This is a genomic window from Brucella anthropi ATCC 49188 (assembly GCF_000017405.1).
GTDB lineage: Bacteria > Pseudomonadota > Alphaproteobacteria > Rhizobiales > Rhizobiaceae > Brucella > Brucella anthropi.
Genome location: NC_009668.1, coordinates 1,041,252 through 1,061,933, shown reverse-complemented (window position 1 = coordinate 1,061,933; position 20,682 = coordinate 1,041,252). Strand labels below are relative to the sequence as shown.

Genomic DNA, 20,682 nt, shown 5'->3' with positions numbered 1-20,682 from the left:
ACCTTCAGGTCACGTCGCCATATTCACCTTCGCCCTTACCTCCGAAACCATGCATGTAGAGCGCCCATTGCAGGCCGATGGTCGCTCCCTTCATAGGTTGAAGCAGCAGCAGCGACATGATCACAGTCAACGGTCCCCAGATCGCCATATGAGCCCAGAGTGGCAGATTGGTGGTTGCTTCCACACCCATGAAAGCGCCTACAACCACGTGCCCCACGATCAGAATGGTGAGGTATGCAGGAAGGTCGTCGGCACGTTGTTCCGTGTAGTCTTCGCCACACACGGAACACTGCGCCACTGGCTTCACAAACGACCGGAAAAGCTTTCCTTCACCACAATGCGGGCAACGTCCGCGAAAGCCGCGCCACATAGCTTCACCCAAAGGGCGTTTCGGGTGAGCGGCCTTGGGGCTTTCGCCACCGAAAACCTGAACATTCTGCGCGGAATTGGCCTCTAGCGTGCTCATCAGCGACCTCTTCTCTTCTGACGCGGAATACCCGCGGGTTTACCCCTTCGCCCACGCATCGTCCGGCTTGCCTTATGATGCGAGCGGGTCGCCATCGGCAGGGGATGCGGTTCCGAAACCATCTCAAAGCGAAGCGCGCCCGCAACGGGGAGCGCTTCTACAAGCCGAACCGTCACTGTATCACCAAGCCGGAAGCCTTTACCGCTCCGTTCACCGGCAATCGCATGGTTCGCTTCGTCATATAAATAGTATTCATGACCTAAAGTTGAAATGGGTACCAGCCCATCCGCGCCATATGTCGCAAGGTTCACGAAAAGACCGGCCCGCGTTACGCCCGTCACGCGCCCTTCATATTCGTCTCCAAGATGTGCGGCGAGAAAATGTGCAATGAGACGGTCAACAGTTTCACGCTCGGCCAGCATGGCGCGACGTTCGGTCGAGGAGATGAGCGCGGAGATTTCTTCGAGATGCGCTTCCTCCTCTGTCGTTAGTCCGTCACTTCCAAGGTTCAGGGCCTTGATCAGAGCGCGGTGAACGATGAGATCGGCATAACGGCGGATCGGCGAGGTGAAATGCGCATAGCGGCTCAAATGCAGGCCGAAATGTCCGATATTATCAGGGTTATATTCCGCTTGGCTTTGTGTGCGCAGCACGACCTGATTGACCAGTTCTTGATGATCCGAGCCTTCAACGGCTTCAAGAATCCGGTTGAACTGCGCGGGTTGCAGCTCCGCGCCTTTGGCAAGACTCAGATCAAGCGTACGCAGGAATTCACGTAGGGTTTCCTGTTTGGCAAGAGCCGGAGCATCATGAATGCGGAAAATCAACGGCTGACGGTGCGCTTCCAATGTTTCTGCAGCAGCGACATTCGCCTGAATCATGAACTCTTCGATAAGCTTGTGTGCATCGAGCCGTTCAGGAACGATAACCTTGTCTACCTTGCCATCGGGCGTGAGCAGGATTTTCTTTTCCGGTAAATCGAGTTCCAGCGGTTCGCGAGCATCGCGCCCACGCTTCAGCACAGCATAGGCGCCCCACAGCGGTTTTAGTATGCCGTCGAGAATGGGCGTGGTCTTGTCATCCGGCGCGCCGTCAATGGCAGCCTGGGCTTGCGAATAGGCAAGCTTAACCGCCGATTTCATCATGATGCGATGGAACTTGTGCGATTTCTTGCGCCCGTCAGCCGCAAAGATCATACGGACCGCAAGGGCAGGGCGATCTTCCAGTTCGCGCAGCGAGCAAAGATTGTTTGAAATCCGTTCGGGAAGCATCGGCACGACCCTGTCCGGGAAATAGACCGAGTTACCGCGCTTCTGTGCTTCACGATCAAGCGCGGAATCTGGACGGACATAGGCGGCGACGTCAGCGATAGCCACGATGACAATCTGGCCGCCCGGATTCTCAGGATCCTTGTCCGGCTCGGCGTAAACGGCGTCGTCATGATCTTTGGCGTCAGCCGGATCAATGGTGAGAAGCGGAATGTCGCGCCAGTCTTCCCGACCGTCCATCGTCGCAGGCTGGGCGGCTTCTGCTTCGCTCAGCGCTTCAGCCGGGAAAACATGCGGAATTTCATGCTCATGGATGGCAATCATCGACAGGGCTTTTTCGCTATCGATAGACCCAACCACCTGTCGAACTTTGCCGCGCGGCAATCCCTGACGACGCGAGGAAATCAGGTCCACTTCAACAAGATCACCGGCTTCAGCATTTTCCAGCTGTGCCGGATCGAGCTGCACCTCAGGCTGTTTTCTGTTTACCGGGTCCAACCGCCATTCACCGTTGCCGAGCTTGCGAACAATACCCAGCACCGCGTTCGTGCGGTGCTCGAGACGCTTCATGACGCGGGCGGTATAATCCGGTCCGTCGCGATCTTCACTGCGGAATATTTTCGCCAGAACGCGATCCCCGACGCCCACTGCGGGACCGCCTTCCGAAGCTTTATTCAATCGGGTGCGGCGGATCAGGACAATAGGTGGTTTGCCGTAACCGGCCTCGTCCCATTCCGACGGACGTGCGAGCAAGCTGCCATCCTCGTCGCGTCCTGTAATATCAAGCACAGTAACGGCAGGTAGTGCGCCAGGGCGAGACAGTTTGCGGGCGCGTTTTTCAACCAGACCCTCATCAGAAAGTTCGCGTAGAAGATCTTTCAGATAAACCCGCGCATCGCCCTTGATGTTGAATGCTTTTGCCAGTTCGCGCTTGCCTGCCCGGTCAGGATTCTCTTCAATATATTTGAGAACCTCTTCGCGGGTTGGCAGAAACGCATTGGGATCGCTGTTCCCATCGGCAGATTTTGCTTTGGCTGCACGCCGTTCGGTCCGTGCGGATCGACCGGTATCGGATTTGGAAAAACGGCGTGCCAATTGCTACTCCTCTACCGTCTCGGCCTTGGATTTGGCTTTCGGCTTGGCTGTCGACTTGGCTTTTGCTGGTGCCTTCTTGGCCGCGGGCTTTTTTGCAGCAGCTTTCTTTTCAGTGCTGGCTGAAGCCTTGCGGGCAGGGGTTTTTTTACTCTTGGAAGACCCGGCCTTTTCCGTAATCAGAGCCAACGCTTCTTCCAGCGTGACACTTGCCGGGTCCTTGCCCTTCGGCAAAGTGGCGTTGACTTTGCCCCAGTTGACATAAGGCCCATAGCGACCGTCGCGAACAGTGATCGAACCACCGTCAGGATGGTCGCCAAGTGTCGCCAATGCAGCCGGCGTGGAGCGGCCACGACCGCCACCCTTCGACTGTTTGTCGGCCAGAACCGACACGGCGCGATTGAGGCCGACGGAGAAGACCTCTTCGGCATTCTCCAGGTTGGCGAACGTGCCGTCATGGCTGACGTAAGGCCCGTAGCGACCGATACCAGCGGAGATCATCTTGCCGGTTTCTGGATGCTGCCCGATGTCGCGCGGCAGTGACAGAAGCGCAACGGCTTTTTCATGGTCGAGCGTGTCGACGGTCCAGCCTTTCGGAAGGCTGGCGCGCTTTGCTTCCTTGCCCTCGCCACGTTGGACATAGGGGCCGAAACGACCGGTCCGTGCAGTGATTTCCTCACCGGTGAATGGGTCCTTGCCGAGCGATTTCGGTTCGTCCGCAGCAGCAGATTCGCCGTTGGCGTCTCCGCCGAGCTGGCGGGTATACTTGCATTCGGGATAGTTGGAGCAGCCGACGAATGCACCGTATTTCCCAAGCTTCAACGACAGCATTCCTGTGCCGCAGGTCGGGCACGAACGCGGATCGCTACCGTCTTCTCGTGCCGGGAACACCAGCGGCGCCAGTTCTTCGTTCAGTGCGTCGAGAACATTGGTGACGCGCAATTCCTTGATGTCATCGACATTACCCGAGAAGTCGCGCCAGAAATCGCGCAAAACGTCTTTCCAGGAAAGCTTGCCGTCCGAAATAAGATCGAGCTTTTCCTCAAGGTCTGCCGTGAAATCATATTCCACATAGCGCTCGAAAAAACTTTCGAGGAAGGCGGTGACCAGACGACCCTTGGGTTCCGGAATGAGCTTGCGCTTGTCGATGGTGATGTATTCGCGATCACGCAGCGTGGCCAGAGTCGCGGCATAGGTCGAAGGACGACCGATACCGAGTTCTTCCATCTTCTTGATGAGCGAAGCTTCCGAATAGCGCGGCGGCGGTTCGGTCGAATGCTGGGTCGCATCGATCTTCTCGCGCGCCAGAGCTTCACCGGAACGAATTTCCGGCAGCTTTGCACTATCCTCGTCGTCGTCCTCTTCTTCGCGATGATCCATATAGGCTGCGAGGAAGCCATCGAACTTAGTGACAGACCCATTGGCGCGCAGCATGGCCGAGCGCGAACTGTTGACCGCCTCAATGTCGACGGTTGTACGCTCAATGTCGGCAGCCTGCATCTGGCTGGCGATGGCGCGCTTCCAGATGAGCTCATAGAGCCGCGCCTGATCGTCATCGAGATAGCGACGCACATCCTTCGGGTGACGCGAGAAATCCGTTGGCCGGATGGCTTCGTGCGCTTCCTGTGCGTTCTTTGCCTTGCTGGAATAATAGCGCGGCTTTTCCGGCACATATTTTGCGCCGAAGCTTTTGCCGATGGCGTCACGGGCCGCATTGATGGCTTCTGGAGCTATCTGCACGCCATCGGTACGCATATAGGTGATCAGGCCGGCAGTCTCGCCGCCAATATCGACACCTTCGTAAAGTCGCTGCGCCACTTGCATGGTGCGCGAGGCAGAAAATCCGAGCTGGCCGGATGCGGCCTGCTGCAAGGTTGATGTGGTGAATGGCGGCCCCGGATTGCGCTTGGTTGGCTTTGCCTCGACAGAAAGAGCCTTGAAGCTTGCGCCTTCCAGCATGGTGCGAATGGCCGTTGCCTGTTCACCATTCTTGATATCGAGTTTGCCGAGCTTCTTGCCGTCAACGGCAGTGAGACGGGCGGTGAAACCGTCATTGCGCGGCGTTTTCAACAACGCCGCGATATTCCAGTATTCCTCACGGATGAAGCGTTCGATCTCGGATTCGCGATCTGCAACGAGACGCAGCGCCACTGACTGAACGCGGCCAGCCGAGCGCGCGCCCGGCAGTTTGCGCCACAGAACTGGCGAAAGCGTGAAGCCGACAAGATAATCCAGTGCACGGCGTGCAAGATATGCATCGACCAGAGGTTCATCGATGTCGCGCGGATTGGCGATGGCATCCAGAACAGCCTTCTTGGTGATGGCATTGAAAGCCACACGTTTGACTGTCTTGCCCTTGAGCGCCTTTTTCTGGTTGAGCACTTCAAGCACATGCCAGGAAATGGCTTCACCTTCGCGATCCGGATCGGTTGCGAGAATGATGCCATCGCTGTCTTTCAGCGCTTTGACAATATCGGCAAGGCGTTTGGAGGAATTGCTATCCACCTCCCACGACATTGCAAAGTCTTCGTCGGGACGAACCGAGCCATCCTTGGCTGGCAAGTCCCGCACATGACCGAACGAGGCCAGAACCTTATAGTTCGAGCCCAGATATTTATTGATGGTTTTAGCCTTGGCAGGCGATTCGACAACGACGACGTTCATTTAAAGCAGCCCAGATTCGCGCCCCATGGAGATAAAATACCTCCTCTCCGCGTGAAATTCGTTGCCTTCACATGAACAGCGGGCAGCGTTTGGTCAAGAGCAGGACAACAAAAATCACGAAATACAACTTAAGATTGCTGTTAAGTTGAATGAAACCAATAGTAGCATAGGGTATGAAGAAATCGAGTTTATCTCTCGAGGAGATAGGTATGGATGATACGGCGAGTTTTCCAGAGATGGAAGACGGTGAGGATATGGAAACCGCGACTCGCTCCGAGACGGTAGCATATATAGAGCAGATGCTTGAACAGCTCAGTTTGATGGCGAAAAGTACGAATTATGTGTTGCTGGCTTATATGATCGAAATAGCTCTCATTGAGGCTCGGGAAGCGCTTCACAATGAGGCCGGGTCGTAACAGTCGTCACTCCATCGGAACCAATGCCACCTGATTGCCGGCATATCGATGGAGCCGCCCTGCCAAGTCCAGTTCCAGCAGAATGAGCTGAACAGCTCCAGTATCCATACCCGTGTGACGAACGAGGGTGTCAATGTCGGTCGGTACAGGACCGAGCGCATCGATAACGATGTCTCTTTGCTCTTCCGTTGCGAACGGTTGGAGCGATTCCGGTTCTTCCAACGCTGGAGATAAAAGATCGGGCTGTGCTGGTATATTCGCCTGATAGGCGTTTGGACCGGCCAGCGGCCGGAGTGCTTCAATGACATCGTTTGCTTCGGTAACCAGTGTCGCACCTTGTTTCAGAAGCAGATTTGTGCCGCGCGCACGAGGATCAAGCGGAGAGCCAGGAACAGCGAACACGGTGCGTCCCATGTCCCCGGCCATACGCGCGCTGATAAGCGAGCCGGAACGCTCTGCTGCTTCGACGACGATCAAACCCAGCGACAAGCCTGCAATAATCCGATTGCGGCGTGGAAAATCACGCGAGCGTGGCTCTGCGCCCATTGGCATTTCGCTTATGAGCGCGCCACCTTGTTCTGGTATGGCGTGATAGAGTGGAAGGTTTTCCGGCGGATAGGGGCAGTCAAGTCCACCTGCAAGTACTGCTACGGTACCGGTTTTCATGCTTGCGCGGTGCGCAGCGGCATCAATGCCGCGGGCAAGTCCGGAAATCACAGCAAATCCTGCCTCGCCAAGATCATGTGCCAGACGCTCGGTAAAACGTGCGCCAATCACCGAAGCATTACGTGAACCGACAATAGCGATGGGTGGCTTGCTGAAAATGGCTGCATTCCCCTTGATCGTAACCAAAGGGGGCGGAGCCTCACAATTCTTGAGTTGCTGTGGATAATCCGGTTCGCCCATGCCGACAAGACGGGCACCGGCGCGTTCAATAGCTTCAAGCTCGCGCTCAGCGTCGTCCATGGACGCAACGCGGATCGGACGGGCACTGCCGCCTCTGATATTGAGATCAGGTAGCATTTCTATCGCGCTTGATGCTGAGCCACAAAACAGAATCAGATCGCGAAAGGTGACAGGGCCGATATTGTCGGTTCGGATGAGGCGTAGCCAGTTAAGCCGCTGGCGATCAGAGAGGCGAATTCCAGTTTTCGAATTCGCGCTTTCCTTCATCCCTTGGCTCCGATCTTGCTCTCGGTGCCGTTTAAGAGGCGCGTAATGTTGGCCTTATGCTTGAAGATAACGATGACCGTCATGATCGCAAAGAGCACTGCGATTGCTGGATACCCCCGCGAATAGAGCGCAATGGGAACAACGATGCTGGCGATAAGTGCCGCAAGGGAGGAATAGCGCGTCAAAAGCGCCGTCACGATCCAGACGGCAGCGAAGACCAATGCTCCGGGCCATGCAAGCCCGATGAGGACGCCCAGATAGGTGGCGACGCCTTTGCCACCCTTGAAGCCGATCCATACTGGAAAGAGATGCCCGATAAAGGCACCGAAGCCTGCGCCAATAGCGGCGTCCGGGCCGTAGCGTGAAGCGACGAGAACGGCGACCGTACCTTTCAGCATGTCAAAAATCAGCGTCGCAGCGGCAAGCTTCTTGTTACCGGTACGCAGCACGTTCGTCGCGCCGATATTGCCCGAGCCGATGGACCGGACGTCGCCCAATCCCGCAAGCCGGGTCAGGATCAAACCAAATGGAATGGAGCCAAGAAAATAGCCGAAGACGAGCGCCCCTATGAGCGTCAAGCTAAGGAATCCCGGTTCGGCCATGAACGTCCCCTTGTTTCTTGATTCCGCCTACCCGGAATTTTCGAATGATTGTTCCGGGTTATGCGGTGTTTTTCAAGCCGAGTAAACGGTCTTGCCAGCCACTAAGGTGTGGACGACGCGACCTTGAAAGCGAGCACTTTCAAAGCAACTGTTCTTGGATAGCGAGTGCAGATCTTCTTCACGTACGATCCAAGGCTCATCCAGATCGACAATGGCAAGATCTGCCTTGGCGCCTGGCTTTAGCGTACCAGCATCAAGGCCGAAAATACGTGCTGGAGCTGTTGATAGCACTTCAACCAGCCGCAGCAGCGGAATGCTGTCATTGTGATAGAGACGAAGTGCGGCCCCCAGCAATGTTTCAAGGCCGATGGCACCGGCTTCGGCATCAGCAAAGGGCAGGCGTTTGGTATCGACATCCTGCGGATCATGAGCCGAAACGACAATATCGATGGTGCCGTTCTTCACGGCTTCGACCATAGCAAGGCGATCCTGTTCTCCGCGCAAAGGTGGCGAAAGTCGGAAAAACGTGCGGAATTCACCAATGTCGTTTTCATTGAGCGACAAATGGTTGATCGATACGCCTGCCGTTACTTTCGCGCCGAGATCCTTGGCGCGGCGCACGGCTTCCGCCGACATTGCGCAGGAAAGCTGTGCGGCATGATAGTTGCTGTTGGTTAGCGCTGCTAGACGCAGGTCGCGTTCCAGCGGAATCACCTCCGCTTCACGCGGACTCCCGGAAAGACCGAGCCAGCTTGCAAATAGGCCTTCGTTCATCACGCCATTCGCACCAAGGAACGGATCGCGCGTTTCGCAGGCAATCACGGCATTGAAATCGCGGGCGTAGGTCAGAGCGCGCCGCATGAGCTGGGTATTGGCGATTGTCTGCCTGCCTTCCGTGAAGGCAACAGCACCGGCATCGCGCAGCAGACCGATTTCGGTCATTTCCTCGCCGCGCAGACCTTTGGTGATCGCCGCAGCCGGGTGCACATTGACAACAGCCGTGTCACGCGCCGTGCGTTTGACAAATTCCACCAGAGCCACGTCATCAATCACCGGATCGGTGTCGGGCATCATGATGATTGAGGTTACACCACCAGCGGCTGCCGCGCGGCTTGCCGAGGCGATGGTTTCGCGATGTTCAGCGCCGGGCTCACCGACGAAGACGCGGGCATCCACGAGGCCAGGCAATACTGCCTTGCCATTCAGGTCGATGATTTCTGCACCTTCCGGTGCGCCCTGATTGCGGGCATCCGCTCCGGCGGCAACAATCTTGCCATCGCGGATCAGAACGCTGCCGGTTTCATCGAGACCGCGCGACGGATCGATGATGCGCGCGTTTTCAAACAGGATCGCGCTCATGCTGCTTCTCCGTTACTGGGATTACGGCGCGGATCGAGCAGGGCTTCCATCACGGCCATACGCACGGCGACGCCCATTTCTACCTGTTGCTGGATCACGCTCTGCGGTCCGTCGGCAACGTCGGATGCGATCTCGACGCCGCGATTCATCGGACCGGGATGCATGACGAGCGCGTCAGGTTTGGCAACTTTGAGCTTCTCTTTATCCAGACCGTAGAAGCGGAAATATTCGCGTACCGAAGGCACGAAGGAGCCGGCCATGCGCTCACGCTGAAGGCGCAGCATCATGACCACATCGGCATCTTTCAAGCCTTCTTCCATCGAATTGAAGACTTCGACGCTCATATCGGCCATGCCGGAAGGCAGAAGCGTGGACGGCGCGACGACACGCACCCTTGCGCCAAGCGCGTTGAGAAGGAGAATGTTGGAGCGTGCGACGCGGGAATGCAGCACATCGCCGCAAATGGCGACAATCAGGTTTTCGATTCCGCCCTTGGCGCGACGAATGGTCAGCGCATCGAGAAGTGCTTGGGTGGGGTGTTCGTGCGCGCCGTCACCGGCGTTGACCACCGAACAGCCGACTTTCTGCGCGAGCAGGGCAGCCGCGCCCGCCGAAGCGTGACGGATAACCAATATATCCGGCTGCATGGCGTTCAGCGTCATCGCTGTATCGATGAGCGTTTCGCCTTTCTTGACCGACGAGTTGCCGACAGACATATTCATGACGTCGGCACCGAGCCGTTTTCCGGCCAGCTCGAACGACGATTGCGTTCGTGTCGATGCTTCGAAGAAGAGATTGATTTGCGTGCGACCGCGAAGCACGGACTTTTTCTTCTCTGGCTGTCTGGAGACAGCGATTTCCTGATCGGCGAGATCAAGAAGGCAGAGAATGTCCAGGGGCGAAAGCCCCTTGATGCCCAGCAGGTGGCGGTGAGGGAAAAGCGGAGGGACCGTTTGATTTGTCATGGCAAGTCACCCGTATAGGACCATGAGGCAGGTCCCGCAACCGTCCTTATAATGGCTTCAGGCGATTCACCAAGAAAAACCTGTGCTGTTCTGACGACAAATTGTGTTCGGGATGGCAAAATTTTAGCAAATGCAATGCAAGAAACCTAAATTAAATTGAATCGCACAATACGGAACGAGCTTTTGAAAACGCACGACGTTACCAACCTGACGCCACCCATGACGGGCAACAATGCCTATCTGGGCGATCCGCTCTTGATGCAGATTGCGGCAGGATTCCCGAAGGAACTGCATGCCGATCTGGAACAGACGGGCCGTTTTGTGTCGTCGGCTGAAGCGCAGGACCTTGCACGTCTCGCCAATACCGAACTGCCAAAATTGCGCACGCATGACAGGCAGGGCAACCGTATCGACCTTGTCGAGTATCATCCTGCCTATCATGCGCTGATGCGCCGTTCCATCGCGGCAGGCCTGCATTGCTCGATCTGGGAAGGCAATCCGCTCGAAAGCGGCCGCCGTCATCAGGCGCGTGCATCGCGCTTTTTCCTGACCGCACAGCTCGAGGCGGGACATCTCTGCCCGCTTACCATGACCAGCGCGTCGCTCGCAGCACTTATGGCATCGCCGGAAATCTATAAGGAATGGTCGCCGGTCATCCTGTCGCGCAGATACGATTTTTCGCAGAAACCCGCTTTTGCCAAGCAGGGCATTACGCTTGGCATGGGCATGACCGAAAAGCAGGGCGGAACCGATGTGCGCGCCAATACGACGCGCGCGACACGCAATGACGATGGCACCTATGCCATAACCGGCCACAAGTGGTTCATGTCCGCACCAATGTCGGATGCTTTTCTGACGCTCGCGCAGGCGGAAGAAGGCCTTTCCTGTTTTCTGCTCCCGCGCCTGACTTCAGAGGGAAGCGGAAATGGGTTCTTTTTCCAGCGACTGAAAGACAAGCTCGGCAATAAGTCCAACGCTTCGTCGGAGGTTGAATTCGATGGTGCCATCGGTCATCTGATCGGTAATCCCGGTGAAGGCGTCAAAACGATCATGGATATGGTCACGCTGACACGGCTCGATTGCGCTATCGCGTCGGCCGGACTGATGCGTTCAGGCCTCGCCGAAGCCGTGCACCATAGCCGTTATCGTCAGGTATTCGGCAAGGCTCTTGTCGAGCAGCCATTGATGCAGCGCGTTCTTGCCGACATGGCGCTCGATGTTGCCGGTGCGACTGCACTTTCCATGCGGCTGGCACGCGCTTTCGATATGGCTGCCAGTGATCGTGCCGAGGCGGCTTTTGCCCGTTGCATGACGCCAGTGGTGAAATACTGGGTTTGCAAGATCGCACCTGCATTACTCTATGAAGCAATGGAGTGTCTTGGCGGCAACGGTTACATCGAAGAAGGCAATCTCGCACGCGCCTATCGCGAAGCGCCGGTCAATGCGATCTGGGAGGGTTCCGGCAATGTCATGGCACTGGACGTGGCACGTGTGCTGTCGCGCGCACCGGGGCTTTTCGATGAAGTGCTGGAGTGGATCGGCGGGCAGCTTGGTCCGCGTGGACAGGGGACACTTGATGTGCTGCGTGCTGCATTGCAGCTGACCGAAACCGATCCGGGTGTCGCACGCCTTCTAACCGAGCAACTGGCCTATGCTGCTGCAGCAGCAGAATTGCGTCAGATTGGCGCCGACAATGTGGCTGATGCGTTCATCGAGACCCGTCTTGGCGGCCAGTGGCGTTCGACCTATGGCATGCTGGATGCGCGCCACAATGCGGAACGGATTCTGGATCAGCTTTATCCGGCGTCGTAATCGTCGGATGCCGACCGCCTGATACTGTGCAGGCGGTCGAGTGCGCCTTGAAGAATGAAGGATGCCGCAGCCGAATCGATCCGATCGGCCCGCTTGCCGCGTGAGACGTCCATACCGATCAGTGCCCGTTCGGCAGCGACCGTCGACAGGCGCTCGTCCCAGAATACGAAGGGCAGGTCGGTCAACGGCTGCATGGTGCGCACAAATGCCCGTGTGGCCTGAACGCGGGGACCGGATGTTCCGTCCATATTCATAGGCAAACCGATGACGATAACGCCGACCTTGTCGGCGTCGAGTGCCTTCAAAAGCACCTGTGCGTCGATGGAAAATTTCACCCGTTTGATGACGGGACGTGGATGCGCGAAGGAAAGACCGAGATCAGACACCGCAAGGCCGATGGTCTTGGTTCCCAGATCCAGTCCGGCAATGGTCTGCCCGGACTGAAGCAGCGCCGGAATTTCCTCGATTTCAACGACAGCCATTGGTCCTCATCGGATTTTGAAGTGGTTTCATATTGCCTTCAACTTTATCGGCGTCATATCTGTTCGCAAACCGGAAATCGAGCCGGAAACAGAGATTGAGGAGAGACTTTATGAAACTAACATGGCTTGGCCACGCCGCTTTCCGCATTGAAACGGCAAAGGCTGTTATTCTCATCGATCCGTTTCTGAACGGAAATCCCGGTGCAAAGGGCATCGACTTCAAGGAGGCGACCAAGGGCGTAACCCATATAGCGCTGACCCATGGTCATGGCGACCATGTGGGCGATACGGTTGCCATCGCCAGGGAGCATGGCGCGATTGTGATTGCCAATGCCGATCTTGCAAGCTGGCTTGGCAGTCAGGGTGTGGAAAAGCTCGATCCTGGCAATACGGGTGGCACGGTGACGCATGACGGTTTCACCATTACCTTCGTCAATGCCCTTCATTCCTCGGCAATGCTGACGGAAAACGGTGTCTCGCAGGCGCTGGGCAATCCGAATGGTCTGGTATTCCATTTCGAAGATGCACCGACGCTCTATCATATGGGTGACACGGATATCTTCTCGGATATGGGGCTTATCAATGAGCTTCATCAGCCTGAGATCGGCATCGTTCCCATTGGTGACCGCTTCACGATGGGTGGCGCGGTCGCAGCTCTCGCCTGCCAGCGCTATTTCAACTTCAAAACCGTGCTGCCATGCCATTACGCCTCATTTCCGATCATCGACCAGACGGCGGACAAGTTCTTGGCCGGAATGGCAGATCATCGGGAAACGAAGGTTATTGCTGATCCAGCTGGCACCGTTCATTCGTTCTGACTTTGGATTTGAAGCGCAAGAAATGTTGCGCTTCAACAATCGCGCCGTTATAGCCGGTAGGAAAACTTTTCAGGGTGGCGGTTCGCCGCCCAATCTAGCATTTGCGGAGAACAGGATGTCCGTCGATATTTCTACCGTCAAGCGCGTCGCGCATCTGGCGCGCATTGCCGTCAATGACGACGATGCCGAACGCATGACTGGCGAACTCAATGCTATTCTGGGCTTTGTCGAGCAACTGAACGAAGTCAATGTCGATGGTATCGAGCCTATGACTTCTGTTACGCCGATGGACATGCGCATGCGCCAGGACAAGGTAACGGATGGCGGTATTGCTGCTGCAGTGGTGGCCAACGCACCGGTTACGGAAGACAATTTCTTCGTCGTACCAAAGGTCGTGGAGTAGGTTATGGCCATACGGGTTTCAGTCGAGACCCCTTTGCAGGATGATGTGTGCGCACTGGTCGAGGGCCTGAATGCGCATCTTCTGCCGCTGTCACCGCTGGAATTCCAGTTCAAGATGACAGTTGAGCAGATGGCGGGGCCAGATACGACGGTTTTTGTGGCGCGCGATGAAGACGGCAAGGCAGTCGGCTGCGGTGCCTTGAAGATGCACGAAGATGGCGTCGGTGAGGTGAAGCGTATGTTCACACTTCCGGAAGTGCGCGGAAAGCGCGTTGGTTCGGTTCTGGTGGATGCGATTGTCGATCAGGCGAGGGCCAAGGGCATTTCCCGCCTTGTACTCGAAACGGGCACGGGCCCCGGTTTTGCAGGTGCATGGCGGCTTTATGAGAATTCAGGTTTTACGCGCTGCGGTGTGGTTCTGGACTATCCGGATTCCGAATACAGCGCCTTTTTTGAAAAGCGTCTCGTTGAGGCGCACTGACAGGATTTGACAATGAGCGAACTGACCGCACTGACCATTGCTGAGGCGCGCGACAAGCTGAAGGCCAAAGCCATCACCGCGACCGAACTCACCGACGCCTATCTTTCCGCTATCGATTCCGCGAATGAAACCATCAACGCCTACGTGAAAGTGACTCACGATCAGGCGCGCTCGATGGCCAAGGCTTCGGATGAGCGTATTGCCAAGGGTGAAGCGGGTGCATTGGAAGGCATTCCGCTCGGCGTGAAGGACCTGTTTGCCACCAAGGGCGTGCATACGCAGGCCTGCTCCCACATTCTTGACGGTTTTAAGCCGGAATATGAATCGACCGTCACAGCCAATCTGTGGGCTGATGGTGCGGTTATGCTCGGCAAACTCAACATGGATGAGTTCGCCATGGGCTCGTCCAACGAAACCTCCTATTACGGCTCGGTCAAAAATCCGTGGCGCGCTAATGGCTCCAACGCCGATTTGGTGCCGGGCGGTTCGTCGGGCGGTTCGGCTGCCGCTGTCGCCGCACAGCTTTGCGCTGGCGCCACCGCAACCGATACAGGCGGCTCGATCCGTCAGCCCGCAGCCTTCACCGGCACGGTTGGCATCAAGCCGACCTATGGCCGCGTTTCACGCTGGGGCACGGTTGCCTTCGCTTCGTCGCTCGATCAGGCAGGACCGATTGCTCGTGACGTGCGTGATGCCGCTATCCTGTTGAAATCCATGGCTTCGCTTGATCTCAAGGATACAACATCGGTCGATCTGCCTATTCCGGATTATGAGGCTGCTATCGGCAAGTCACTCAAGGGCATGAAGATTGGTATTCCGAAGGAATATCGTGTTGACGGCATGCCGGACGAGATTGAGGAACTTTGGCAGAAGGGTATCCAGTATCTGAAGGACGCCGGTGCTGAGATCATCGATATTTCGCTGCCAAACACGAAATATGCGCTGCCCGCTTATTACATCGTGGCACCGGCGGAAGCCTCTTCGAACCTCGCTCGTTATGACGGCGTGCGTTACGGTTTGCGTGTACCCGGCAAGGACATTGCCGATATGTACGAACAGACCCGCGCGGCTGGCTTCGGCAAGGAAGTAAAGCGCCGTATCATGATCGGCACTTATGTTCTGTCGGCTGGCTACTACGATGCATATTATCTGCGTGCGCAGAAGGTGCGTACGCTGATCAAGAAGGATTTTGAAGACGTATTCGCCAAGGGCGTACATGCGATCCTGACGCCAGCGACGCCATCGGCTGCCTTTGGTCTTGCCGATGAGGATCTCGCCAATGATCCGGTCAAGATGTATCTCAATGACATCTTCACGGTAACAGTCAACATGGCCGGTCTGCCGGGCATTGCCGTGCCGGCCGGTATCAATGACAAAGGCTTGCCGCTTGGCCTTCAGCTGATCGGGCGTCCGTTCGAGGAAGAGACTTTGTTCCAGGCAGCGCATGCCATTGAGCAGGCTGCCGGACGGTTTACTCCGGCAAAGTGGTGGTAAAAACCGAACTTCTTATTCGCCGGGGTTTCCCCGGCGAATTTGTTTCTATGGCTGCATTAGCGGTCAGGGCCTGGCGGATAGCAGCGCGCGATATTGAACTGACCACTGAGCGGCAGGAAGTGCTGGAAGCCAGGTTCCAGCACGATCTCCAAGAAATTGCGGACGGTGTTCTGGTTGCCGAAAAGGCAGGAATACTAGCAGGCTGGGGTGCCCGGGTGCCCCAAAGCAATTACATTTCCGATTTATGGGTCGATCCGCCGCATCACGGGCAGGGGATTGGCAGACAGATTCTTGATGCCCTGATGGCGCAAATTCTGCTTGATGGTTTTGATGAAGCACTGATCGGCACACATGCGGATAATATGCCTGCGATCAATCTTTATAAAAAGGCTGGTTTCCGGATCGACTGGCAAGGAGATGAGTGGTCGGAAAGTTTCGGAAGAACCGTCGAGAAAGTCAGGATGCGCGCTGATCTTTGAAGGCCTGCTTACCGCAACCGTTGCCGAATGCTCTATCGCGCCTATCCTTCCTTGGAGTGGACAACATCAGGAGGAGGGCAAGCGATGTGGATCATGTTGACGGAAGTGAACGGCGAAAAGCTCGCGGTGAATTTCAATCATGTTCTTTCTTATAACGCTTATGGAACCGGCACGCGCATTGTGACACTGAGTACGGATCAGACCTTCTTTGTCAAAGAATCGATTGAGGAGATTGAAGCCAAGCTCGGCATTGATGTGAAAGCCTGAAGCTTTCTTTTATCAGTAGCTTAACCAGCTTTATTGAAAAAGAAAATGAACGGCGTCGCGCTTGCGAACTGCCGTTCATCTGGTCTGCATTTTTAGACACATTTCGTGGTTCGCTGAAAATGCTCCATCTTCGTGTGTTAACGCGCATCTCGTGCCGAAAACTGGTCCTACTTTTCAGGATGCGCTCTAGATATCCAGTTCTTCGACAAAAGCCGCACGATCCTGAATGAAGCGGAAACGGGCTTCCGGTTTGGTGCCCATCAGTTCATCGACAGTGTTGCGGGTTTCATCGATATATTCTTCATCCACCTGCACGCGCAGCAGAGTACGCTTCTTGGGGTCCATGGTGGTTTCCTTGAGCTGTTCGGCGCGCATTTCGCCGAGGCCTTTGAAGCGACCGATTTCCACTTTACCACGCCCGGTAAACACGGTGCGTAGAAGCTCGTCCTTATGTGCTTCATCACGCGCATAAGCGACCTTTCCGCCCTGGCTCAGGCGGAAAAGCGGAGGAACTGCCAGATAGAGATGGCCGTTGCGGATCAGGTCGGGCATTTCCTGATAGAAGAATGTGATGAGCAGCGATGCGATATGTGCGCCATCGACGTCGGCATCGGTCATGACGATGACGCGATCATAGCGCAGATCGTCTTCTCGATAATTCTTGCGCGTACCACTGCCGAGTGCCTGCACAAGATCACTTATTTGCTGGTTTGCCGTTAGTTTTTCGCGTCCCGCGCTGGCAACGTTCAAAATCTTGCCGCGCAATGGCAGGATAGCCTGATTGGCGCGATTGCGCGCCTGCTTGGCTGAACCACCTGCCGAGTCACCCTCGACGATGAACAGTTCCGCTCCGGCTGCGGCATTCTGCGTGCAATCGGCAAGTTTGCCGGGCAGGCGTAGTTTGCGCGTTGCGCTCTTGCGAACGGTTTCTTTTTCCTGACGGCGACGCAAGCGCTCGTCGGCGCGGTCGATCACCCATTCCAGCAGGCGAGATGCTTCCTGCGGAGAGGCCGTGAGCCAATGATCGAATGGATCACGGATCGCATTCTCTACGATGCGCTGTGCCTCGACCGTGGCAAGCTTGTCCTTGGTCTGGCCGACAAATTCCGGCTCGCGAATGAAAACCGACAGCATTCCCGCAGCCGACACCATCACGTCATCGGTGGTTATGATCGAAGCGCGTTTGTTGTTGGTCAGTTCCGCATAGGCTTTCAGCCCTCGCGTCAAGGCAATACGCAAACCTGCTTCATGTGTGCCACCATCGCCGGTCGGGATAGTGTTACAATAGGAGTGGACGAAACCATCCCCACCAAACCACGAAACGGCCCATTCGACGGCGCCGTGGCCACCTTGCTTTTCGGTCTTGCCAGCGAAAATCTCGCGCGTGACCTGATGTTCCTTGCCGAGCGATGCCTCAAGATAGTCCTTCAGACCGCCGGGAAAGTGGAACACGGCCTTTTCAGGTGTTTCCTTCTTTGGGTCGAGCAGGGAGGGATCGCAGTTCCAGCGGATTTCAACTCCGCCGAACAGATAGGCTTTCGACCGCGCCATGCGATAAAGACGATGCGGATCGAACTGCGCTGTTTTGCCGAAAATATCAGGGTCTGGATGGAAACGGACGCGGGTGCCGCGACGATTATGCACTTCGCCGAGTTCTTCCAGCCCGCCCTGCGGAATACCCCGCGAGAAACGCTGGCGATAAAGACGGCGATTGCGCGCGACTTCCACTTCCAGCATGTCAGAAAGGGCATTCACCACAGAAACACCGACGCCGTGCAGACCGCCTGACGTTTCATAAGCCTTGCCGTCGAACTTGCCGCCTGCGTGTAGCTTGGTCATGATGACTTCGAGCGTGGACTTTCCGGGAACCTGGGGATGTTCATCCACAGGAATGCCACGTCCGTTGTCCGAAACCGTTACAAACCCATCGGCATCGAAGCTCACTTCGATGAAATTGGCATGCCCCGCGACAGCTTCGTCCATCGAGTTGTCGATGACTTCAGCGAAGAGATGATGCAGCGCCTTTTCGTCCGTGCCGCCGATATACATGCCGGGACGCAGGCGCACCGGCTCCAGTCCTTCCAGAACGCGGATGGATGATGCGTTATAGTCGTCGCTTGCCGATGAAGCAGGTGGTGCCTTGGCCGTTACCGGCTTTGGAACAGAGAGCGACGGCGCTGCCATCGGCTGCGCCACAGGTTTTTCGCTGGGTTTCTCCCCTTGGCGCCCCTGTTCTTGTTCCCGTTCTCGGGCCCGGGCATTGTTGACCACTCTCGAGAAGAGATCGTTGCTATCGTCCATCTGTTCCGAAAAGCTCTCTATCTGAATTTCAGGAGGTCTTTGCCGAGCCTGCTCGCCATCGACCGGAAAATACTGTTCGCGAATCAACTGAATGATGCCATGCGCGCTCACGAAAGGCGACTAAAGTTCGCCTTACGTTCCGTTTTCGCACGGCTTTTTCAAAGGGTTTTGTTCAGAACGGAACTGATTTGCACCAGAAAGAAGGCGAAAGTCAAACAAGCAGGACATTTCCGATCAAATTGGATGGAAACGCTGCAGTAGTTGGCATAGAGCGATAGCGGGGAATATTCAGAATACCGAGAGTTTGAAATGCAAAACAGCGCGACAAGCGGCATGGAAGCGCACGTAAAGGGCATGGCGATCATGGTGCTCTCGGTGCTTTTGCTGCCGCTGATGGATGCCATCGGCAAATGGCTCGCCATGGTGGATAATATGCCTCCTGCCACTGTCACCTTCATGCGTTTTTTCATTCAATGCTGGCTGATGTTCTTTATCCTGCTCATCGTTGGTGGTTTCGCCGCGCTGCGAACACAATATCTGGCAGGCAACCTCATTCGCGGCGCGTTGATGGGGTTTGGTGGGCTCTGCTTCTTCACGGCGGTCAAATATATGCCGCTGGCCGATGCTATGGCCGTCTTCTTCGCCGAGCCGCTTATTCTGACGCTCTTTTCGGCCATTTTCCTAAAGGAAAAAGTGGGCTGGAGAAGATTCAGCGCGGTGGGCATCGGTCTCATCGGCACGATGATCGTGATCCAGCCGAGTTTCGAGATTTTCGGCGCCGTCTCGCTTCTGCCGCTGGCGACAGCCGTAACCTTTGCCATCTACCTGATCCTGAACCGAAAATATGGTGCGAAGGAAAGCCCGCTCGTCATGCAGTTCTATGCGGGTGTGGGCGGGTGGATGCTCGCCGGCGTTGTCATGATCTTTGGAACCGTGGCGGGGCTTGGTGATCTGAGTTTCGGCCTGCCGCACGGCATCCAGCCATGGTTGCTCCTGCTGCTTCTGGGCACGATCGGCACGGTCAGCCATCTGATGGTCGTGCAGGCGTTCAAGCTGGCACCAGCCTCAATGCTGGCACCGTTCCAGTATCTGGAAATAGTCAATGCCGTTCTCGTTGGCCTGATCGTGTTCGGCGATTTCCCGACACCGTCGAAATGGTGCGGCATCGCGATCATCGTCGGATCAGGATTCTATGTCTTCATGCGTGAGCGCCGTGTGAAAGTCGACGCCGTGGTCTGAGGCAGAGCTAGAGCGGTTCCAGTTAAAACGGAATCGTGGGACCGCTCTATCTTTTTATTTTATGCATTATCCAACGCAAAACCGCTTCGCACTTTTGCTGGAAATGCTCTATTTCAGCTGACGGGCTCCGAAGACCGTCTCGAACGCTCTTCCCAAAGCGACGTCCATGTCGCCCATTGTTACCGGCAATCCAAGGTCTACAAGGCTGGTAACGCCATGTTCCGAGATTCCGCAAGGAACGATGCCGGAATAATGGCTGAGATCGGGTTCGACATTGATGGCTATGCCGTGAAAGCTCACCCAGCGACGCAGGCGGATGCCTATGGCTGCGATCTTGTCTTCGCACATGCTGCCACTGGCAAGGCGCGGTTTTTCAGGGCGTGTAACCCATACGCCGACACGATCCTCGCGACGTTCACCTTTGATATTGAATTCGGCCAGGCTCTCGATGATCCACTGCTCAAGAGCGGTCACGAAGGCGCGCACGTCCTCGCGGCGGCGTTTCAGGTCAAGCATCACATAGGCGACGCGCTGGCCGGGTCCGTGATAGGTATATTCACCGCCGCGTCCCGTGTTGAACACCGGAAGACTATCGGGGATCAGGAGGTCGCCCGCGTTGGCGCTCGTCCCCGCAGTGTAAAGCGAGGGATGTTCCACAAGCCAAACAAGTTCGTTTGCGGTGCCTTCCCGAATGGCCTGAACACGTGCTTCCATGAAGGCGAGGGCCTCCTCATAGTCCGTCAGCCCTTCGGCAACGATCCAATCGACTGGCGGCGCATCCGCCGGAACCGGCAGGAAATGGACCTCCAGCGCATCGCGTTCGCGCGGCTTTTGTGAAGCTGTCTCGAAAATGGGGAAGGCGGAATTATTCGTCATGATGGCAGCATATGGCGGTTTTGCAG

General features: G+C 56.1%; 19 protein-coding genes. 9 read left to right on the top strand and 10 right to left on the bottom strand.

The window, feature by feature from the left end; all coding sequences use genetic code 11:
* Nucleotides 1–4: 4 nt before the first annotated feature.
* From OANT_RS18975 to topA, 3 genes are read right to left on the bottom strand one after another with little or no spacing between them, the layout of a single operon-like run.
* A complete protein-coding gene (locus OANT_RS18975) occupies nucleotides 5–466 on the bottom strand; it encodes a DUF983 domain-containing protein (protein WP_010658872.1) in 462 nt (153 codons plus the stop codon).
* Nucleotides 466–2,829, bottom strand: a complete 2,364-nt coding sequence (gene rnr, locus OANT_RS18970; protein WP_012093054.1) for a ribonuclease R — start codon at nucleotides 2,827–2,829, stop codon at nucleotides 466–468. The genes OANT_RS18975 and rnr overlap by 1 nt, the downstream gene beginning before the upstream one ends.
* Before the next feature lie 3 nt (nucleotides 2,830–2,832).
* Nucleotides 2,833–5,490, bottom strand: a complete 2,658-nt coding sequence (gene topA / locus OANT_RS18965; protein ID WP_012093053.1) for a type I DNA topoisomerase — start codon at nucleotides 5,488–5,490, stop codon at nucleotides 2,833–2,835.
* Between the two features lie 209 nt (nucleotides 5,491–5,699).
* On the opposite strand from topA, the gene OANT_RS18960 reads away from it, so the two are divergent.
* Nucleotides 5,700–5,906, top strand: a complete 207-nt coding sequence (locus OANT_RS18960; protein WP_040128683.1) for a hypothetical protein — start codon at nucleotides 5,700–5,702, stop codon at nucleotides 5,904–5,906.
* A 6-nt stretch (nucleotides 5,907–5,912) separates the two neighbouring features.
* Here OANT_RS18960 and dprA read toward each other — a convergent pair whose 3' ends face one another.
* The 4 genes from dprA to OANT_RS18940 all read right to left on the bottom strand — a co-directional run bounded on the left by dprA (nucleotide 5,913) and on the right by OANT_RS18940 (nucleotide 10,005).
* Nucleotides 5,913–7,079 carry a DNA-processing protein DprA gene (gene dprA, locus OANT_RS18955; protein WP_012093051.1) on the bottom strand — a complete coding sequence of 389 codons (1,167 nt, stop codon included), beginning with the start codon at nucleotides 7,077–7,079 and terminating at the stop codon, nucleotides 5,913–5,915.
* On the bottom strand, nucleotides 7,076–7,681 hold the full coding sequence (gene plsY, locus OANT_RS18950) for a glycerol-3-phosphate 1-O-acyltransferase PlsY (protein ID WP_010658867.1): 606 nt from the start codon (nucleotides 7,679–7,681) through the stop codon (nucleotides 7,076–7,078). The genes dprA and plsY overlap by 4 nt, the downstream gene beginning before the upstream one ends.
* Nucleotides 7,682–7,753: 72 nt before the next feature.
* Nucleotides 7,754–9,040 (bottom strand): dihydroorotase, encoded by a 1,287-nt coding sequence (locus OANT_RS18945; protein ID WP_012093050.1) that lies wholly within the window; start codon nucleotides 9,038–9,040, stop codon nucleotides 7,754–7,756.
* Nucleotides 9,037–10,005 (bottom strand): aspartate carbamoyltransferase catalytic subunit, encoded by a 969-nt coding sequence (locus OANT_RS18940; protein ID WP_012093049.1) that lies wholly within the window; start codon nucleotides 10,003–10,005, stop codon nucleotides 9,037–9,039. Before OANT_RS18940 ends, OANT_RS18945 begins: the two co-directional genes overlap by 4 nt.
* Nucleotides 10,006–10,188: 183 nt before the next feature.
* Here OANT_RS18940 and OANT_RS18935 point away from each other — a divergent pair, with 183 nt between their 5' ends.
* Nucleotides 10,189–11,817 (top strand): acyl-CoA dehydrogenase family protein, encoded by a 1,629-nt coding sequence (locus OANT_RS18935; RefSeq protein ID WP_041545665.1) that lies wholly within the window; start codon nucleotides 10,189–10,191, stop codon nucleotides 11,815–11,817.
* On the opposite strand, the gene ruvX is transcribed toward OANT_RS18935, so the two are convergent.
* Complete coding sequence (ruvX, locus tag OANT_RS18930; RefSeq protein WP_012093047.1) at nucleotides 11,802–12,299, bottom strand: Holliday junction resolvase RuvX; 498 nt, start codon at nucleotides 12,297–12,299, stop codon at nucleotides 11,802–11,804. The genes OANT_RS18935 and ruvX overlap by 16 nt on opposite strands.
* 110 nt (nucleotides 12,300–12,409) lie before the next feature.
* On the opposite strand from ruvX, the gene OANT_RS18925 reads away from it, so the two are divergent.
* The 6 genes from OANT_RS18925 (at nucleotide 12,410) to OANT_RS18900 (ending at nucleotide 16,240) form a co-directional block, all read left to right on the top strand.
* Entirely contained in the window at nucleotides 12,410–13,117 is a 708-nt protein-coding gene (locus tag OANT_RS18925; protein ID WP_012093046.1) for a metal-dependent hydrolase, read from the top strand.
* Nucleotides 13,118–13,232: 115 nt separating this feature from the next.
* Entirely contained in the window at nucleotides 13,233–13,520 is a 288-nt protein-coding gene (gene gatC / locus OANT_RS18920; protein ID WP_010658861.1) for an Asp-tRNA(Asn)/Glu-tRNA(Gln) amidotransferase subunit GatC, read from the top strand.
* 3 nt (nucleotides 13,521–13,523) lie between these two features.
* Nucleotides 13,524–14,000 (top strand): GNAT family N-acetyltransferase, encoded by a 477-nt coding sequence (locus tag OANT_RS18915; RefSeq protein ID WP_012093045.1) that lies wholly within the window; start codon nucleotides 13,524–13,526, stop codon nucleotides 13,998–14,000.
* A 12-nt stretch (nucleotides 14,001–14,012) separates the two neighbouring features.
* Entirely contained in the window at nucleotides 14,013–15,494 is a 1,482-nt protein-coding gene (gene gatA / locus OANT_RS18910) for an Asp-tRNA(Asn)/Glu-tRNA(Gln) amidotransferase subunit GatA (protein WP_012093044.1), read from the top strand.
* A complete protein-coding gene (locus OANT_RS18905) occupies nucleotides 15,488–15,973 on the top strand; it encodes a GNAT family N-acetyltransferase (protein WP_231771556.1) in 486 nt (161 codons plus the stop codon). The genes gatA and OANT_RS18905 overlap by 7 nt, the downstream gene beginning before the upstream one ends.
* An 84-nt stretch (nucleotides 15,974–16,057) precedes the next feature.
* Nucleotides 16,058–16,240 carry a flagellar FlbD family protein gene (locus OANT_RS18900; protein WP_010658857.1) on the top strand — a complete coding sequence of 61 codons (183 nt, stop codon included), beginning with the start codon at nucleotides 16,058–16,060 and terminating at the stop codon, nucleotides 16,238–16,240.
* Between the two features lie 186 nt (nucleotides 16,241–16,426).
* Here the strand turns inward: OANT_RS18900 and parE are convergent, their stop codons facing one another.
* Nucleotides 16,427–18,541, bottom strand: coding sequence for a DNA topoisomerase IV subunit B (gene parE / locus OANT_RS18895; protein ID WP_012093041.1), 2,115 nt, complete (start codon nucleotides 18,539–18,541; stop codon nucleotides 16,427–16,429).
* Nucleotides 18,542–18,850: 309 nt separating this feature from the next.
* Between parE and OANT_RS18890 the strand changes: the two genes are divergently transcribed.
* Nucleotides 18,851–19,780: a DMT family transporter gene (locus OANT_RS18890; protein WP_012093040.1), complete on the top strand. Its 930-nt coding sequence runs from the start codon at nucleotides 18,851–18,853 to the stop codon at nucleotides 19,778–19,780.
* A 108-nt stretch (nucleotides 19,781–19,888) separates the two neighbouring features.
* Here the strand turns inward: OANT_RS18890 and lipB are convergent, their stop codons facing one another.
* A complete protein-coding gene (gene lipB, locus OANT_RS18885; RefSeq protein WP_172488810.1) occupies nucleotides 19,889–20,656 on the bottom strand; it encodes a lipoyl(octanoyl) transferase LipB in 768 nt (255 codons plus the stop codon).
* Nucleotides 20,657–20,682 lie beyond the last annotated feature (26 nt).

Coding starts and splice junctions, on each gene's coding strand:
- lipB (WP_172488810.1), bottom strand. CDS start 20,656: ATGACGAATAATTCCGCCTTCCCCATTTTCGAGACAGCTTCACAAAAG.
- OANT_RS18925 (WP_012093046.1), top strand. CDS start 12,410: ATGAAACTAACATGGCTTGGCCACGCCGCTTTCCGCATTGAAACGGCA.
- OANT_RS18915 (WP_012093045.1), top strand. CDS start 13,524: ATGGCCATACGGGTTTCAGTCGAGACCCCTTTGCAGGATGATGTGTGC.
- OANT_RS18960 (WP_040128683.1), top strand. CDS start 5,700: ATGGATGATACGGCGAGTTTTCCAGAGATGGAAGACGGTGAGGATATG.
- OANT_RS18945 (WP_012093050.1), bottom strand. CDS start 9,040: ATGAGCGCGATCCTGTTTGAAAACGCGCGCATCATCGATCCGTCGCGC.
- OANT_RS18890 (WP_012093040.1), top strand. CDS start 18,851: ATGCAAAACAGCGCGACAAGCGGCATGGAAGCGCACGTAAAGGGCATG.
- plsY (WP_010658867.1), bottom strand. CDS start 7,681: ATGGCCGAACCGGGATTCCTTAGCTTGACGCTCATAGGGGCGCTCGTC.
- dprA (WP_012093051.1), bottom strand. CDS start 7,079: ATGAAGGAAAGCGCGAATTCGAAAACTGGAATTCGCCTCTCTGATCGC.
- OANT_RS18975 (WP_010658872.1), bottom strand. CDS start 466: ATGAGCACGCTAGAGGCCAATTCCGCGCAGAATGTTCAGGTTTTCGGT.
- OANT_RS18940 (WP_012093049.1), bottom strand. CDS start 10,005: ATGACAAATCAAACGGTCCCTCCGCTTTTCCCTCACCGCCACCTGCTG.
- gatC (WP_010658861.1), top strand. CDS start 13,233: ATGTCCGTCGATATTTCTACCGTCAAGCGCGTCGCGCATCTGGCGCGC.
- topA (WP_012093053.1), bottom strand. CDS start 5,490: ATGAACGTCGTCGTTGTCGAATCGCCTGCCAAGGCTAAAACCATCAAT.
- gatA (WP_012093044.1), top strand. CDS start 14,013: ATGAGCGAACTGACCGCACTGACCATTGCTGAGGCGCGCGACAAGCTG.
- parE (WP_012093041.1), bottom strand. CDS start 18,541: ATGGACGATAGCAACGATCTCTTCTCGAGAGTGGTCAACAATGCCCGG.
- OANT_RS18900 (WP_010658857.1), top strand. CDS start 16,058: ATGTGGATCATGTTGACGGAAGTGAACGGCGAAAAGCTCGCGGTGAAT.
- ruvX (WP_012093047.1), bottom strand. CDS start 12,299: ATGGCTGTCGTTGAAATCGAGGAAATTCCGGCGCTGCTTCAGTCCGGG.